General features: G+C 71.3%; 16 protein-coding genes and 1 tRNA gene. 13 read left to right on the forward strand and 4 right to left on the reverse strand.

The genetic code is table 11. The annotated features are described in order from the left end of the window. Nucleotides 1-51: 51 nt before the first annotated feature. Nucleotides 52-738, reverse strand: a complete 687-nt coding sequence (locus ACNAW0_RS00140) for a hypothetical protein (protein WP_416285551.1) — start codon at nucleotides 736-738, stop codon at nucleotides 52-54. A 103-nt stretch (nucleotides 739-841) separates the two neighbouring features. Between ACNAW0_RS00140 and ACNAW0_RS00145 the strand changes: the two genes are divergently transcribed. Next, nucleotides 842-1,372 carry a hypothetical protein gene (locus ACNAW0_RS00145; RefSeq protein WP_416285552.1) on the forward strand — a complete coding sequence of 177 codons (531 nt, stop codon included), beginning with the start codon at nucleotides 842-844 and terminating at the stop codon, nucleotides 1,370-1,372. Between the two features lie 344 nt (nucleotides 1,373-1,716). Here the strand turns inward: ACNAW0_RS00145 and ACNAW0_RS00150 are convergent, their stop codons facing one another. Further along, the gene (locus ACNAW0_RS00150; RefSeq protein WP_349876144.1) at nucleotides 1,717-1,899 is read right to left on the reverse strand and encodes a helix-turn-helix domain-containing protein; all 183 of its coding nucleotides are present in this window, start codon (nucleotides 1,897-1,899) and stop codon (nucleotides 1,717-1,719) included. A 175-nt stretch (nucleotides 1,900-2,074) separates the two neighbouring features. Between ACNAW0_RS00150 and ACNAW0_RS00155 the strand changes: the two genes are divergently transcribed. The 9 genes from ACNAW0_RS00155 (at nucleotide 2,075) to ACNAW0_RS00195 (ending at nucleotide 7,965) form a co-directional block, all read left to right on the forward strand. Next, nucleotides 2,075-2,147: transfer RNA gene (locus tag ACNAW0_RS00155), tRNA-Gly, on the forward strand. A gap of 24 nt (nucleotides 2,148-2,171) precedes the next feature. Further along, nucleotides 2,172-3,527 carry a hypothetical protein gene (locus tag ACNAW0_RS00160; RefSeq protein ID WP_416285553.1) on the forward strand — a complete coding sequence of 452 codons (1,356 nt, stop codon included), beginning with the start codon at nucleotides 2,172-2,174 and terminating at the stop codon, nucleotides 3,525-3,527. Beyond that, a complete protein-coding gene (locus ACNAW0_RS00165) occupies nucleotides 3,524-3,979 on the forward strand; it encodes a hypothetical protein (RefSeq protein WP_416285554.1) in 456 nt (151 codons plus the stop codon). The genes ACNAW0_RS00160 and ACNAW0_RS00165 overlap by 4 nt, the downstream gene beginning before the upstream one ends. Beyond that, nucleotides 3,976-4,896 carry a ParB N-terminal domain-containing protein gene (locus tag ACNAW0_RS00170; protein ID WP_416285555.1) on the forward strand — a complete coding sequence of 307 codons (921 nt, stop codon included), beginning with the start codon at nucleotides 3,976-3,978 and terminating at the stop codon, nucleotides 4,894-4,896. Before ACNAW0_RS00165 ends, ACNAW0_RS00170 begins: the two co-directional genes overlap by 4 nt. A 190-nt stretch (nucleotides 4,897-5,086) precedes the next feature. After that, nucleotides 5,087-5,377, forward strand: coding sequence for a hypothetical protein (locus ACNAW0_RS00175; RefSeq protein ID WP_416285556.1), 291 nt, complete (start codon nucleotides 5,087-5,089; stop codon nucleotides 5,375-5,377). 56 nt (nucleotides 5,378-5,433) lie between these two features. After that, the gene (locus tag ACNAW0_RS00180; RefSeq protein ID WP_416285557.1) at nucleotides 5,434-6,051 is read left to right on the forward strand and encodes a hypothetical protein; all 618 of its coding nucleotides are present in this window, start codon (nucleotides 5,434-5,436) and stop codon (nucleotides 6,049-6,051) included. Next, nucleotides 6,029-6,184, forward strand: a complete 156-nt coding sequence (locus ACNAW0_RS00185) for a hypothetical protein (RefSeq protein WP_416285558.1) — start codon at nucleotides 6,029-6,031, stop codon at nucleotides 6,182-6,184. Before ACNAW0_RS00180 ends, ACNAW0_RS00185 begins: the two co-directional genes overlap by 23 nt. Further along, nucleotides 6,166-6,564 (forward strand): hypothetical protein, encoded by a 399-nt coding sequence (locus tag ACNAW0_RS00190; RefSeq protein WP_416285559.1) that lies wholly within the window; start codon nucleotides 6,166-6,168, stop codon nucleotides 6,562-6,564. Before ACNAW0_RS00185 ends, ACNAW0_RS00190 begins: the two co-directional genes overlap by 19 nt. A gap of 3 nt (nucleotides 6,565-6,567) precedes the next feature. Further along, nucleotides 6,568-7,965 carry a terminase large subunit domain-containing protein gene (locus ACNAW0_RS00195; protein ID WP_416285560.1) on the forward strand — a complete coding sequence of 466 codons (1,398 nt, stop codon included), beginning with the start codon at nucleotides 6,568-6,570 and terminating at the stop codon, nucleotides 7,963-7,965. An 8-nt stretch (nucleotides 7,966-7,973) separates the two neighbouring features. Here ACNAW0_RS00195 and ACNAW0_RS00200 read toward each other — a convergent pair whose 3' ends face one another. Beyond that, nucleotides 7,974-9,578 (reverse strand): helix-turn-helix domain-containing protein, encoded by a 1,605-nt coding sequence (locus tag ACNAW0_RS00200; RefSeq protein WP_416285561.1) that lies wholly within the window; start codon nucleotides 9,576-9,578, stop codon nucleotides 7,974-7,976. On the opposite strand from ACNAW0_RS00200, the gene ACNAW0_RS00205 reads away from it, so the two are divergent. The 3 genes from ACNAW0_RS00205 to ACNAW0_RS00215 all read left to right on the forward strand — a co-directional run bounded on the left by ACNAW0_RS00205 (nucleotide 9,495) and on the right by ACNAW0_RS00215 (nucleotide 12,816). Then, nucleotides 9,495-11,111: a ParB/RepB/Spo0J family partition protein gene (locus ACNAW0_RS00205; RefSeq protein WP_416285562.1), complete on the forward strand. Its 1,617-nt coding sequence runs from the start codon at nucleotides 9,495-9,497 to the stop codon at nucleotides 11,109-11,111. The genes ACNAW0_RS00200 and ACNAW0_RS00205 overlap by 84 nt on opposite strands. A gap of 2 nt (nucleotides 11,112-11,113) precedes the next feature. After that, complete coding sequence (locus ACNAW0_RS00210; protein WP_416285563.1) at nucleotides 11,114-11,869, forward strand: recombinase family protein; 756 nt, start codon at nucleotides 11,114-11,116, stop codon at nucleotides 11,867-11,869. A 275-nt stretch (nucleotides 11,870-12,144) separates the two neighbouring features. Beyond that, nucleotides 12,145-12,816 carry an FIMAH domain-containing protein gene (locus tag ACNAW0_RS00215; protein ID WP_416285564.1) on the forward strand — a complete coding sequence of 224 codons (672 nt, stop codon included), beginning with the start codon at nucleotides 12,145-12,147 and terminating at the stop codon, nucleotides 12,814-12,816. Between the two features lie 250 nt (nucleotides 12,817-13,066). Here ACNAW0_RS00215 and ACNAW0_RS00220 read toward each other — a convergent pair whose 3' ends face one another. Next, nucleotides 13,067-13,441, reverse strand: coding sequence for a hypothetical protein (locus tag ACNAW0_RS00220; protein WP_416285565.1), 375 nt, complete (start codon nucleotides 13,439-13,441; stop codon nucleotides 13,067-13,069). Nucleotides 13,442-13,483 lie beyond the last annotated feature (42 nt).

The raw sequence follows: 13,483 nt of genomic DNA on the forward strand, positions 1-13,483 counted from the left end.
CAGGCCCTGTCAGCGGTCCGCAAAGCACTCGTCAACTGGGCACCGGGCTGTTCATCGGTAGAGCGGCTGGTCCTGGGTGGGGTCGGCGGGGACCACGTCGAGGCGCGGGTCGGTGGTGAGTTGGGTGATCAGTGCCCGGGTCCCGCCGATTCCGGCCCAGTGCGGATCGACGTCCTTGGCCACGCACCAGGTGTGATCAGCGGGCCAGGCGAATGCCGGCTCGGCGTTGCTGAGACGGCGCTGGCCCGGCCACCCCGCGGCGGTGTCCCATGTGCCGATGTCGGCTAACGGCCCTCGAAACAACCAGTACGCACGGTTGGGCACCACAACCTTGGGCGCACGCGGTGCCGAGGGCGGGGCAGCGGGTGTGGGTGCCAGTCCCGGCTGGCCGCCGAGCCGCTCGAGCGGGGCGCCTGTGTTTTCTTCGTCGATGTACACGGCGTCGTCGTCGGCTGCGACGTCGGCGTCGCCGAAGCCTTCCCAGACGCAGAAGTAGCAGTCTTCGGGGGTCGTGGTGTGGGTGGCCAGCACCTCGAAAAGGGTGGGCAGCTGGTCGATGGGCCAGTCCGCATCGACATCGTTCTCGCTTTGGCCGGGGCGTGTCGGATCGGGCAGGAACCGAAGCCGCGCGTAGGCGTCGAAGCCCGCAGGGCCGAGGCCCACAAGCCGCTGCCACGGCAGGTCGCTATGGGCGATCCAATCGGCGGCCGACAGTTCCCGACAGAAGTTGAGTGTCACCCACACAGGAAACGCCAAGTACGCCCGGACGGCGGCAGATCCGGATAGTTGGCGTCCTCCGGCGTGCCGCCCGAACAATCCGATCCAGGTATGGTCGCGGGCCATGAGCGCCGATGGTGATGCTGCACTCGCACGTCTGCTTCATAGCCTCGTGGCCGATCTGCTCACATGGCTGGACGACTACCCGGACGATCAAGTCGACCCGAACGCCGTGGCCTCGATCCGGCAGAGCATCGACTGGGTGATTGATCGGCTTCCAGCCGAGCGGCGCGACCGGCTTGCTTCCGGTGACCCGGACCCGGCGGTGTTGAAGACCGTCGCTGGTCTCTTCGTCGACCTGTTGTGGTGGCTGGACACCTGCGGAGACGAGGAGGTCGACTCGCACGTGGCGGTAAAGCTTCAGGAGAGCAGCGTCGACTACGTTGATGGCCTGTCGGACGAGCAGCGCCGACGGCTGATCGAGGTACTCGACGAGTTGGCCGCAGCGGAACAGCACGACGGCCGCCGGTACGAGTTGCGTTTCTTCCCGTACGCGATGGGCCTTGTTGATGAGGAACCTGATGCCGAGGAGCCGCGTGTCCGCGAATGGGTCCACCCCGAAGCCCGGACCTTCGGCCCGGCTGCAGCCGAGTGAAGACGCCGCAAACCACGAGCGACGTCGTCGCGACCTCGAGCCTGGCATGACACTTCGATGCACCCGCACATCGGCAGAAGCGGATGTTGCCGCAGCGTCGCCGGCCACGGAGTTCACCGTCCGTAGACAGTGAGTCGGGGGACCGCGTAGCTCATCAAGCGGAGTAGGAACCAGCAGTGGGCGGCGTGCCGGTGGGGTGGGGTGGTGGCTCGCGGCCCGTCGGGGACCGATCCTCCTAGGACGGTCTAGGCGGTGTGGCGTGGGGCGGGGGCGTCCAGCTGCCGGCATCGGGCCGGCACGTCACCGATGAGTGCGTAGAGCGACCTGCTCTGGACGCCCCCACGTCAGCGGCGCCCGGCCAGGGCGGGGCACGCTTGGTAGGCGGCTTCCAGGTCCGCGTCGGTGAAGCGGACCTTGCGGCCGAGGCGGTGGCAGGGGACGCGGCCCTTGGACACCCAGCGCCGGAGGGTGGTCTCCGCGATGCGAAGCTTCGCCGCGGCCTCGGCGTAGGTGTAGTCCCTGGCCACCTCGTCCTCCTCCTGCCCTCCGGCCGCCGGATGTGGGGCCACTGTAGACCATTGCGGCCCGACAGGTCTACGGTGGGGTACGCCAGGCCACGGCAAGAGCGGAAGCTACTAGCACCCCTCGCCGGTCGCCGGGTGTACGGCTACGATCTAGCACTGCGCGTGCATGGCACGCGGTGCGCTGGAAGTGCTGTTGGCTGGCACGCCGCCGTTCCACGGTGGAGGCCCAGGTTCGAGTCCTGGCCGGCGCTCGACGCCCGGCCACGGGGAAGGTGGTGAGCGGCGTGTTCCACGGCAGCATCCCGGCTGACCTGCGCTCGATCATCTACGAGCACGCGGAGTCGTGGCCGGACACGGACCTGTACGTCGGCTGCTCGGGGAACTTCACGATCGAGCGGACGTTGCACAGCAGGCCGGGCGAGCGGCGGGCGATCCACGGCAACGACGTCCAGGCGTACTCGAGCGCGTTGGGCTGGTGGCTCGCCGGCCGGGAGCTGGACTACCGGCTGAAGGACGAGCACCGCGACGAGCTGGCGTGGCTGGAGCCGTACCTGGCCACGTCGACGGACACCCTGGCGACGCTGATGATGGGCACCCGGTTCCTCCAGTACGTCGGCCGGCAGGGCGTCTACTACGAGCGGATGGTTCGGGCGACCGTCGGGCAGTTCCCGACGATGCACGCCAAGACGGTGGGGAAGCTGTCGGCGCTGACGCTGCGTCTGGCGGACTACTACTGCGGGGACGTGCGGGAGTACCTGGCCGACGTGGTGCCGGCCGACGCGCCGGTGGCGATGTTCCCGCCGTTCTACGCGGGCGACTACGAGGCGCAGTTCGCCGGGATTGACGAGTTCTTCGACTGGCCGGCGCCGAGCTACGACCTGCTGGACGAGGACGGCAAGGAGGAGATCATCGGGGCGGTCCTTGACCGGCCGCACTGGATCCTCGGCTTGCACATCGCCCGCGACGAGCTGCGCCCCTGGCTGCGCGGCGTCGTCCAGACCAGCAATCGCGGCATGCCGATCTACGTGTACGCCAGCTCGGGCGCGCGGCGGGTGGTCGCGCCCGCGCAGCAGGTCGAGCCGATCCTGCTGCCGAAGATCGGGGCCGGCGAGGACCTCGGCGACCGCATGGCGATCCACGTGCTGACCGGCGGGCAGTTCTCGGCGGTACGCAGCCAGTTCATGAGCAAGACGATCCTGCCCGGGTCGCCGCTGCTGGCCTGCGGCGTCAGCGTCGACGGGAAGCTGGTCGGGGCGTTCGCGTACCTGCCGCCGAAGTTCGACCCGAGCACCGCGTACCTGATGAGCGACTTCCCCGTGTCGTGGACCCGGTACCGGCGGCTGGCGAAGCTGATCGTGATGGCGGCCGCCAGCCGCGAGGCGCAGCTGCTGTTGCAGCGGTCCCTGTCGAAGCGGCTGACCGGCTGGTCGACCACGGCGTTCACCGACCGGCCGAACAGCGCCAAGTACGGCCGGGGCATCCCCGGCGTGAAGCTGCAGAAGCGCAGCGAGCCGGCCGCCGACGGCATCCACCGCTACCAGCTCCAGTACGGCGGCCCCCTGGGTGACTGGACCCTGCACGAGGCGCTGGCGGAGTGGAAGCGCCGCCACGGGAAGGACGAGCGACGATGAGCGACGAGCACCGCGGCGGCGAGCCGCCGGCCGCCGAGCGGCCCGGCTGCCCGAAGACGCTGTGGGACGAGATGACGCCCTACCAGTGCGGCCAGGGCGCCGAGACGGGCGTGTGCCCGACGCACGGGAAGTTCCGACACGAGCCGGCCGACCCGGACAAGCCGTGCGGGCACCCCGACATGCACCTGGACGCCGACGTGCAGCGGCTGACCGCCTCCGACGAGGACCCCACGGTGGTGGCGTACATCGTGGAGCTCTCGATCCGCTGCCTCGGCTGCCAGGAGCGGTTCCGGTGGACGGGCGTGCCCGCCGGGATGATGCCGAACCGGCCGGCGTGCTCGCCCGACGAGTTCGTGCTGCACGCGCCGATCCGGCCGGCGAGCGCCGACCCGGACTTCGGGCTCGGCATCCCCGGGTTCGCGATCCAGTACCGCGAGGGAGGCGGGCGGTGAGCGACGTCGACGAGCTGCCCCTGGACCCCCGGCTGATGACCGTCCGGCCGCAGGACCTGACGCTGCTGGAGGTCAACGCGCGGTACATGCGCAAGGAGCAGTACGACCGTCTGGTGGCGAACATCAAGCGGGACGGCTGCCTGACGAGCGTGCCGCTGGTGTGGCACGACGTCGACAACGACCGGAAGGTGGTGCTGTCCGGCAACCACCGGGTCACCGCCTCGATCGACGCCGGCCTGGCCGAGATCACGGTGATGGTGGTGCAGCAGAAGCTGAGCCGCGCCCGGCAGGTCGCGTTGCAGCTGTCGCACAACGCGATCGCCGGCGAGGACGACCCGGCCACGTTGAAGCAGCTGTACGAGGAACTGGACGACGTGGACTGGCGGGCCTACTCGGGCCTGGACGACAAGCAGCTCGACCTGCTCGCCCAGGTCGACCTGGAGGGCCTGTCCGAGGCGAACCTGGACTTCGCCACGGTGCAGCTGGTGTTCCTGCCGCACGAACTCGAGGCGGCTCGCGCCAGCTTCGACGAGGCGCGGAAGCTGACGCAGGCCGACGCCCGCTGGCTCGCCGGGTACGGCGACTACGAGTCCACCCTGGATGCGCTCGCGACGGCCCACGGCGCCCACAACGTCGGCAACGTGGCCACCGCACTTGGCCTCATCCTCGCGGTGTTCGAGCGGCACCTCGGCGAGCTGCGCGACGGCGTGTGGCTCGACGAGGAGAGCGGCGAGTCGATCGGGCACGCGGGCCGCCTGGTGCCGATCGAGACGGTGCTGGAGACGCGCTCGATGCCGGCCGACGCGGCAGCGGTGTTGCACCGCGCCGTGGACAAGCTGGTCCGCACCGGCGAGGTGCCCGCCGACCAGCGGTGGCGGGCGCTGGAGCTGCTGGCCGCCGACTACCTGGCCGGATGAGCGGCCGGCTGCCCCGGTCGACGAAGGTGGTCGCCGCGGTCTACCTGGTGGTGATCGTCGGGGGCCTGGCCGCCGTCTGCATCGGGCACTGGCCCTTCTGAGGCCGCACCGCACGACTCCCGGCTGGCAGCCCGCCGGCCGGCGATCCGGCCGCAGTGAGACACCGCGGCCCGACCCCTGGAGGAGAGAGATGACCGGACCCGCCCAGAGCGGCGAGGACCTGTACGCCGGCCTCGACGAGCGCCAGCGGTACGAGCTGGACCGGCGCTGCGACTACCACCCGCCGAAGAACCTGGAGACGGCCGAGGCGCACGCCGGGTGGCGGAAAACGATCAAGGGCGTGATGGCGGAAGCCATGCGCAGCCTGCCCGCCGGCCGCGAGACGTCCATGGTGCTGACCGCATTGGACGACGCCCTGATGTACGGCAACGCGGCGATCGCCCGGCCGCCCATGAGCGGAGGACGCAAGGTCGGGCACTGATCGGGGACGGCCCGGCCTGACCAGGGCCGGGCCGCCCGCAGCTGGAGGAGGTGACCATGAGCGAGCCGGAGGTCCTGCCCTGGGACCGGCAGCGCGGCGAGCCCGAGCGGGCGTACGGGTACTTCGCCCTGTACCGCGACCTGGGCCGCACCCGGACCGTCGCGAAGGTCGCCGAGCAGGTCCACAAAAGCCGGGATTACCTCCACAAGCTGGCGACCCGCTGGAAGTGGGTGCAGCGGGCGCAGGCGTGGGACCGGGAAGAGGACCGGCTGTACGCAGAAGGCTTGGCCGAGCAGCGGCGCGACATGGCCCGCCGGCACGCACGGGTGGCGTCGGCGTTGCAGGCGAAGCTGGTTGCCCGGTTGCAGACCCTCGACGCGTCGAAGCTGACCCCCGGCGACGTGGCCCGCTGGCTGGAGGTGTCGACCCGGGTCGAGCGGCTGGCCCTGGGCCTGCCGGACTCCACGACGGCGCACACGGGCCCGGACGGCGGGCCGATCCGCGCCGAGGTCGAGCAGATGAGCGAGCAGCAGCGTGCCGACTTCTTCCGGGCGCTGATGGCCGAGGCCGCCGCCCGCGCCGGCCAGGCCAACCTGACCGCCGAGCCGGACGACCCGGGCGGCGACGACGACGAGGACGAGGAGGAGCCCGGTGGGGCGACGGAGCAGGGATGACGGCGAGGCGTGGATCGCGGTGGAGCTGCGGGCGCCCCGTTGGGCGGCGTGGTGCGCGGCCGGCGGGCTGCTGCTGATGGGCGCGGCGGCCCTCGGCGGCGTGACCGTGGTGGCGTGGGCGGTCGCGCGGTGAGGCGCGGCCCCCGCTCGGGCAGGCTGCTGCTTGACCACCGGGCGCCGGTCGCCGCCCGGCTGGCGTACCAGCCGGGCGGGGTGGTGCGCGGCTGGGCGGAGCTGGACGCGAAGCCCCCGCCGCCGGTGCGCCGTGCCCCGCCGCCGCGGCGGCTGACCCGGGTGCAGCGGCGGACGCTGCGGTTCCGCGCCTGGACGTGGCGGCTGCTGCTCGGCGGGTGGTTCGCCCTGATGGTGCTGGCGGTGTGGGCCGGGCTGCGGTGGGTCGGCCCGGCCGCCCTCGGCTGCCCGGCGGTGATGCTGGCGGCGCTGCTGGTGCTCGCCTGGGTTGCGGCCGTCGATCTGCGCCAGCGCGAAGCCGAGATGCGGGCCGGGAGCTGAGCCGTGCTGCTGGCGTACCCGGACCCGGCCCTGATGACCGATGCCGAGCTGGCCGCGTACTTGCGCGAGGTGTCGGAGGTCCAGGGCCTTGCCCGGTACGACTGGCCCCGGCACGCCCGGCCGGAGCAGATGGAGCCGGCCTGGTACCGGATCTGGATGCTCCTTGCGGGCCGTGGCTTCGGCAAGACCCGGACCGGTGCGGAGACGGTGCGGAAGTGGGCCGGGGGGAAGCCGGGCGGGCACTACGCGGTGATCGCGAAGACGCACCGGGAGGTGTTCAACGTCTGCTTCACGGCGCGGCGGGCCGGGCTGCTGGCGGTGGTCCCGCCGAGGGAGGTGCGGACGTTCAACAAGAGCGAGCCGTACCTGGAGCTGACCAACGGGGCGATCATCCGCGGGTTCGGCGCGCAGGACCCCGACGTGCTGCGTGGCTACGACTTCGACGGCTGCTGGCTCGACGAGTACGCGGCCTGGCCGTTGCAGACGGCGCAGGGCGTGTTCGACATGCTGTGGTTCTGCATGCGCGAGGCGCCCGAACCGCGCATGGTCATCTCCACGACCCCGAAGCCGCTGCCGCACGTGAAGAAGCTGCTGGCGCGGGCGAAGAAGCAGCGGGCGCGTAGCCGCCGGCCCCGGGTGGTCATCACGCGGGGGCGGACGTTGGACAACGCGCCGAACCTCAGCCCGGAGGCGCTGGAGGAGCTGCTGGAGCAGTACGGCGGCACCCGGCTGGGTCGGCAGGAGTTGGACGCGGAGCTGCTGTCCGACGTCGACGGCGCGCTGTGGAAGTCGGCGTGGATCGAGGCCGGCCGGGTCGACAAGGAGGACGTGCCGCCGCTGGTGCGGACGGTGGTCTCGATCGACCCGGCGGACACGGTGTCGGAGACGAGCGACGAGACGGGCATCGTCGCGGTCGGCCGGGGCGAGGACGGCGAGCACTACGTGCTGGCGGACCGGAGCATGAAGATCGCCGGCATGGCGGCGGCCCATCGGATCTGGCAGTGCTACCTGGACGTCGACGCGGACGTGGTGGTGTACGAGGGCTCGTCGGCGTGGCTGCGGGACATCCTGGTCGACGCGTGGGTGGCCATGCAGAAGGAGGGCCTGCTGCCGGGCGGTGACCCGCCGCTGGACGTGGTGCAGGCCCGCCAGTCGAAGCGGGTGCGCGCCGAGCCGGTCGCGGCCCGGTACGAGGTCGACCCGCCGCGCGTGCACCACGTCGGGACGTTCCCGGCGCTGGAGGACCAGCTGACGACCTGGACGCCGGAGTCGGGGGACTCCCCGGACCGGCTGGACGCCCTGGTGCACGGCGTGACGTACCTGCGGTCGAAGGAGTCCCAGCGGGCGGTGGTGGCGTCGCCGCTGGGCCAGCAGGCACGGCCGTCTGCGGGGCCGCGGTGACCCAGGGATCAAATGAGCGGCTGCGCGAGCGGCTGCGTGAGCACCTCGACGCCGGCCGCCTGCGCCCAGCCGTTGATCGTGGGACGGATCTGCTGATGCCAGTGGGGAAGGCGGATACCGCCGTCGGCGGTGACCTGCCTGACCTCGGGGGCGCCGAACGCCTGGAACAGCTCGCTGGTGAGGCGGTACGTTGCCGCGACCAGCCCGGGGCCGTCGGCGCAGAGATCGTCGATGTCGGCGACCGTGTCAGCCCACGCGCCGTTCGTGATCTCACCGCCCTTCCCCGTTGCCACAGCCTGAGCCGCAAACCAGCCGAGCCGGTCCTCCGGCCAGCCGAGGGTGTCTACCAGCGCGGCCGGGACGTACGGCGCGATGGCGGCCCGGACGGTGGCGAGGCCACCGGCCGCCGCCCTGTCGCGCGCGTGGCGGGCCAGGAATCGCAATCCCGCGGCGATGCCGAGGGTGAGCCACTGGTCGTCGACGAGACGGGACGTCAGGTCCCCGATGTCCGACGTCCGCACGTCAACCGCGCTGGCGAAGACGCCGCTGCCGCTCTCGTGCAGCTCGCATGCCCCGCGCGAGTACGGCTTGTTCGGTTGGTACCTCGTTGCACCTACAAGGCACCGGCGCCGCACGGTCGACCGGATGAAGTGGCGCACCCCGATGCCGAACGCGCTGTGCGCGGTGTCGGCGTTGCTCAGCTGGAATGCGCTCAGCGCGGGGGTGTCGATGGTGAAGGCCCCCGGCATGTCGGGGACGAGGGTCACGACCACGAACATCTCGTCCGGCGCGAGGCGTTCGACGAAGTCGGCTTCGATCCGGGCGGCTTCGTCGATGCGGTCTGCGAAGCCGGCGAATCGTGCCCGGTACGCCTCGGCCACCAGTGCCTCGGACAGCCAGGCCCTCTGCGTGCCGATCCGCTTGGGGTAGAGCAGCGAGTTGTTCTGGATGTAGGCGTGCGGCGCTGTCGCCGTCCGGGCGACCCAGATGACGAGGAATCCGGTGCCGGGCCGGTCGGGATCCTCTACCGGGATGATGTCGAAGGTCGGCGTCGGCTGGACGTTGGCGACGACGGTCTGGTGGAGCCGGACGCGCTCGGCGTCGCTGATGTCCACGCCGACGTCCTTCTTGGCGCGGCCCTGGTCGTCCTCCTCCATGCCGAGGATGAGCAGGCCGCCGTTGGCATTGGCCAGCCCGCCGACATCGGCACACAACTCCTTCCGGTCCTTGTCGCGGCTGCCGTACGTGTCGCGCTTGAAATCCAGGTCGGGGCCTTCCGTGGTGTCCGGGATGAGCCCCTTGACCTGCTTGTAGGTCAGGGTTTCGTCAATCGGTCCGCCGAGGAGCTGTTCGAGCCTGCGGTTTCGCAGCGTGGGCATGCGCTCGATCGTGGACCGCCCCGCCGCAGGGGAGCAAATCGGCAGGTCAGCGAGGCTCCTGATTGGACGGCGGATGATCTTGATTGATACAATGAATATGTACGACCCTTGTTGTACCCGCCTGTTCACGTGGAAGAGGAGAGAGCGGAAGTGACAGCAGCAGTGAAGGCGCGGCCCCGGGGCAAGAAGGCCCCCTACCTCGCGCAGATCGACCCGCGGGAGCTGGTTGCGCACCCGACCAACCTCCGCACCCAGCTCGGCGACCTGACCGAGCTGCGCAACTCGATCGCCGCGAGCGGCGTTCTGCAGGCACTGACCGTCGTTCCCGAGGAGGGCGGCATGCGGATCGTCGCCGGCCACCGACGCGCGAAAGCGGCGGCCGAGGTGATCGAGGCCGGCGAGTGGCCAGACGGCACGCCGCAGACCGTGCCGTGCCTGGTGCGGCCCGACATGGCGGGGATGGCCCCGGCCCAGGTCGTCGCCATGCTGATCGAGAACGACCAGCGCACCGACCTGACCGAGAGCGAGCGGGCAGCCGGGTACGCGCAGCTGGAGCTGTTCGGCCTGGACGTCGCCGAGATCGCCCGCCAGACCGGCCGGGAGCAGAAGCACGTCCAGTCCGCGCTCAAGCTGACGAAGCTCGGCGAGGCCGCCACCGCGGCGGCCGACGCCGGCCGGCTGAGCCTCGACGACGTTGCCGAGCTGGCCGAGTTCGAGGACGACCCGAAGGTCATGGAGAAGATTCTCAAGGACGTCGGCAGCGGCTGGGGGATCAAGCACAAGGCCCAGGAGGAGCGCCGCAAGCGGCAGACCAAGGGGGCTGTCGCGGATCTGACCGCCGAGCTGGAAGCGGCCAGCGTGAAGATCGTGAAGAAGCCGAAGGAGTGGCCGTACAACTGCGCGATGGCGCGCGTCGATCAGCTCCAGACGGCCGACGGAAAGGATCTCGACCCGGAGGCGGTCAAGGCCCTCGACGGGTACGGCGCGCTCATCGAGGAGCGGTGGGACAGCGCCGAAGCGGTCATCGTCTGCCTCGACCCGGAGGCCCACGGCTACAAGCGGACCGGGCACAGCTACTACAAGACGCCGGCCGAGATCGCCGCGAAGGAAGCCGCCGACAAGGCCAAGGAGGAGCTGCAGGCCCGGCTCGCCGAGTCCGGGGCGGTGCGGCGCCGGTTCCTCGTCGAGAAGTACGGCAGCGCGAAGGGCGCGAAGTCGCTGCTCGTCGAGGCGATGCGGTTCGCCGTGGTGTGGCCCGACTTCTACCAGCACCGGCTCGACCACGAGCTGGTCAAGGAGCTGTGCGGCGGCACGCTGACCGAGGCCGCGACCGCCGGGCAGGACCGGCTGAACCGGCTGCTCGTCACCCGGCTCATCTGCGCGCAGGAGCACAACGTGGCGCAGGTCGCCGACGGCCGGTGGGTGGCGCACAAGGACCTGATCGTGCCGTGGCTCAACCGGCTGGAGGAGGACGGCTACGAGCTGTCCGAGGCCGAGGCCACGATGCGGACCACGCTGATCGCCGAGGAGGAGGAGCGCAAGCGCGCCGAGGCCGAGGAGGAGGCCGAGCGCCTGGCGTACGAGGCCGAGCTGGAGGCCGAGGAGGCCGGCGCCGACGAGGACAGCGACGCGCCGGAGGTCGTCGACGTGCAGCTGCCCGAGCACGACGTCGAGCCGGACGAGCCCGAGGGGGCGGCCGCCGACCCGGACCCGTGCCCGGAGACGGACCTGGACACGGCCGAGCCGGACGCGAAGGGCGACGAGTGAGCGTGACCCCTGCGGGTCGGCCGGAGGCGCGTACCGAGCTGGTGCGCGCCTCCGGCGCCGGCCCGACCGACCGCGCGGAGGAACCCATGGACGAGGAGCTGCTGCGCGGGACCTGCCCGGCCTGCCAGGTGGCGATCGGCGACGCGCACCGCGACGACTGCGACGTGGCCGAATGCCTGGCCACCGGCCGGAAGCGCATGTGGTGTCGGGCGCAGCCTGACACCGCAGGCCACGACTGCGGCCGTGCGGACTGGACCGGCCGGTGGCCGGCGCACGCGGAGGCCCGCGAGTTCGGCTGGCACCTGCGGTGGGACACCGAGGCGCGGAAGTTCGCGCGCTGCGCCCCCGAGGTGGAGGGCTCCGGGCCGGACCTGTCGCGGCTGTACCAGTTCGCGCGGTGGGACGCGCAGGCCCGCCGCTGGCGGCGGCGTCGGGCGGTGCTGTTCGCCCGGACCGTGCGCGGCGGCCGGGCCACCGTCGAGGAGCTGACCCGCGTGCACCGCTGGTGCGACGAGCAAGGCTACGAGGTGGTCGGCTCGCACGTCGGCGCCCGCGGCTGGCGGGAAGCCGTCGCCGATGTCGACGACGGCTCGGCCGACCTGGTGGTGGTGCCGTCGGTGGAGCGGCTCGGCTTCGGCAAGCAGGTGTTCGAGCGGGTCGCGGCGGTGCACGCGGCTGGCGGCGATGTCGCCGGCCCGGGTGTGCGGATCGACGCCGACGGCCAGGTCGTTGCTACGGCGACCACCGAGCAGATGTGAGGGGAAGTTCAGGTGGAGATCGGCGACGCGATGATCCTGGCGTGCCCGCAGACGAACCTGAACGTGCTGCTGGAGCGTGCCGACGCTGGCCGTCGCTGTACGAGCGCCGGACATGATCGGCTAAGCACCCGCGACGGAGCGGCCGTTCCCACCGTGACGGCCGTTCCTTCATACCAAGCAACCCTTGCCACGCCAGCTCGGCGTCTCTGCCTCAGCCAAGCGCCGGGCCGGGTGCGAATGGCTCCAGAGGCCGCAATTCCGTACCCTCTTCGCCCATGGACAACCCCCCTGCCGCCCGCCACGACGCGACCGAGCCGACCGACAGCACCGCGACGACGGAGGCCATGTCCGAACCCACAGTCCTGCTGCCCCAGGCACGCACCGGTCAGACGGCATCCGATCGCCGGCAGCGCGGGATTGTTGTTGCCGGCGGCGTGGCGTTCGCTGTCCTGGTCGGCTTGGTTGCCACGACGCTGTTCTCCGACGGCGACGCAGGCCAGAATGCCGCAGCGCCCGTCACCGTCGCGCCCGCCACTGACGGGACACCAGAACTCACGACCGAACCATCGGCGTCGTCCACACCCACTGCGCCCGCACCCTCATCGACCAAGCCCGCGCCCTCATCCACCAAGCCAGCGCCCCCGCCCAGCGCACCACAACGCCCCCGTCAAAGCCCTGCCCAGCTCATCACCGGGATCCGCGGCGGCCTCCCTCACCTCGTGAGCGACGGCCAGCTCGACAAAGACGCCGCCAAGGACCTGGACAAGCGGCTGGAGGACACTTCACGCGCGTTAGCCGACGGTGACACCGACAAGGCATGGGACAAGCTCCGCGAGACGGCCGAGAAGACCAGCAAGCTTCGAAAGGACGGCAAGCTGACAGACGCCGGCTACCAAGCCTTGGCTGCCGCCCTCAACCAGCTCGCCCAAGCCTTCCCCCCACGCTGACGCGCGTACCGCCAGCACACGCGAGCTCATTAGCTAGTCACCCGCCGCCGTCCAAGGGAGCCAGGGGTGGCCGGCAGCGGGTAGGCAGCTTCTCGGCGGCGGCGACGCCGACGCGGCTGGCTAGTCCGGTAAGCGGACCAGCGGAGGCGGGGAAAGTACCTAACGGAACTGCACAAAGTGCATAACCGGGCCTCAGATTATGTAGTTTCCGGGCGAGGCTAGTCCGCTGAGCGGACCAACTCGGGGCGGGTCACGGAGGCGTGGCCCGCCCCTTCGTGTCGCAGTCGCCGCCGACCGGCGGGTCCGCCAGGACGTCGGGGCAGCGGCGGCAGCGCAGCACCAGGTGCCCGCCGCAGCGGCAGGGCCACCAGTCGCGCACCGGGCGGGTGGCGGATCCGCCGGCGTGGGCGTGCCCGTGCCGGCAGTGCGTCGGCTCGTCGCCGACCAGCTCGTGGACCTGCCGGTAGGGGAAGGCGACTACGTGCCGGTCGGCGCGGGCCCGTGCGACCAGGTGCCGCAGCTCGGCGGGGGAGTCCGCGACGTGCTCGACGAGGGTCACGCCGGCGGGGGAGTTGTCGGCCCGGTCCCAGCGGATCGTGATGTACCAGCGCGTTCGCCACTCCATGCCCGCAGGCTACTCGAACACGTGTACTAAAGCTGCGGAGTC

Source organism: Micromonospora sp. SL1-18 (assembly GCF_047921505.1).
In the GTDB taxonomy this organism is placed as follows: Bacteria; Actinomycetota; Actinomycetes; order Mycobacteriales; family Micromonosporaceae; genus Micromonospora.

Coding starts and splice junctions, on each gene's coding strand:
- ACNAW0_RS00215 (WP_416285564.1), top strand. CDS start 12,145: ATGGACAACCCCCCTGCCGCCCGCCACGACGCGACCGAGCCGACCGAC.
- ACNAW0_RS00175 (WP_416285556.1), top strand. CDS start 5,087: ATGACCGGACCCGCCCAGAGCGGCGAGGACCTGTACGCCGGCCTCGAC.
- ACNAW0_RS00220 (WP_416285565.1), bottom strand. CDS start 13,441: ATGGAGTGGCGAACGCGCTGGTACATCACGATCCGCTGGGACCGGGCC.
- ACNAW0_RS00165 (WP_416285554.1), top strand. CDS start 3,524: ATGAGCGACGAGCACCGCGGCGGCGAGCCGCCGGCCGCCGAGCGGCCC.
- ACNAW0_RS00180 (WP_416285557.1), top strand. CDS start 5,434: ATGAGCGAGCCGGAGGTCCTGCCCTGGGACCGGCAGCGCGGCGAGCCC.
- ACNAW0_RS00145 (WP_416285552.1), top strand. CDS start 842: ATGAGCGCCGATGGTGATGCTGCACTCGCACGTCTGCTTCATAGCCTC.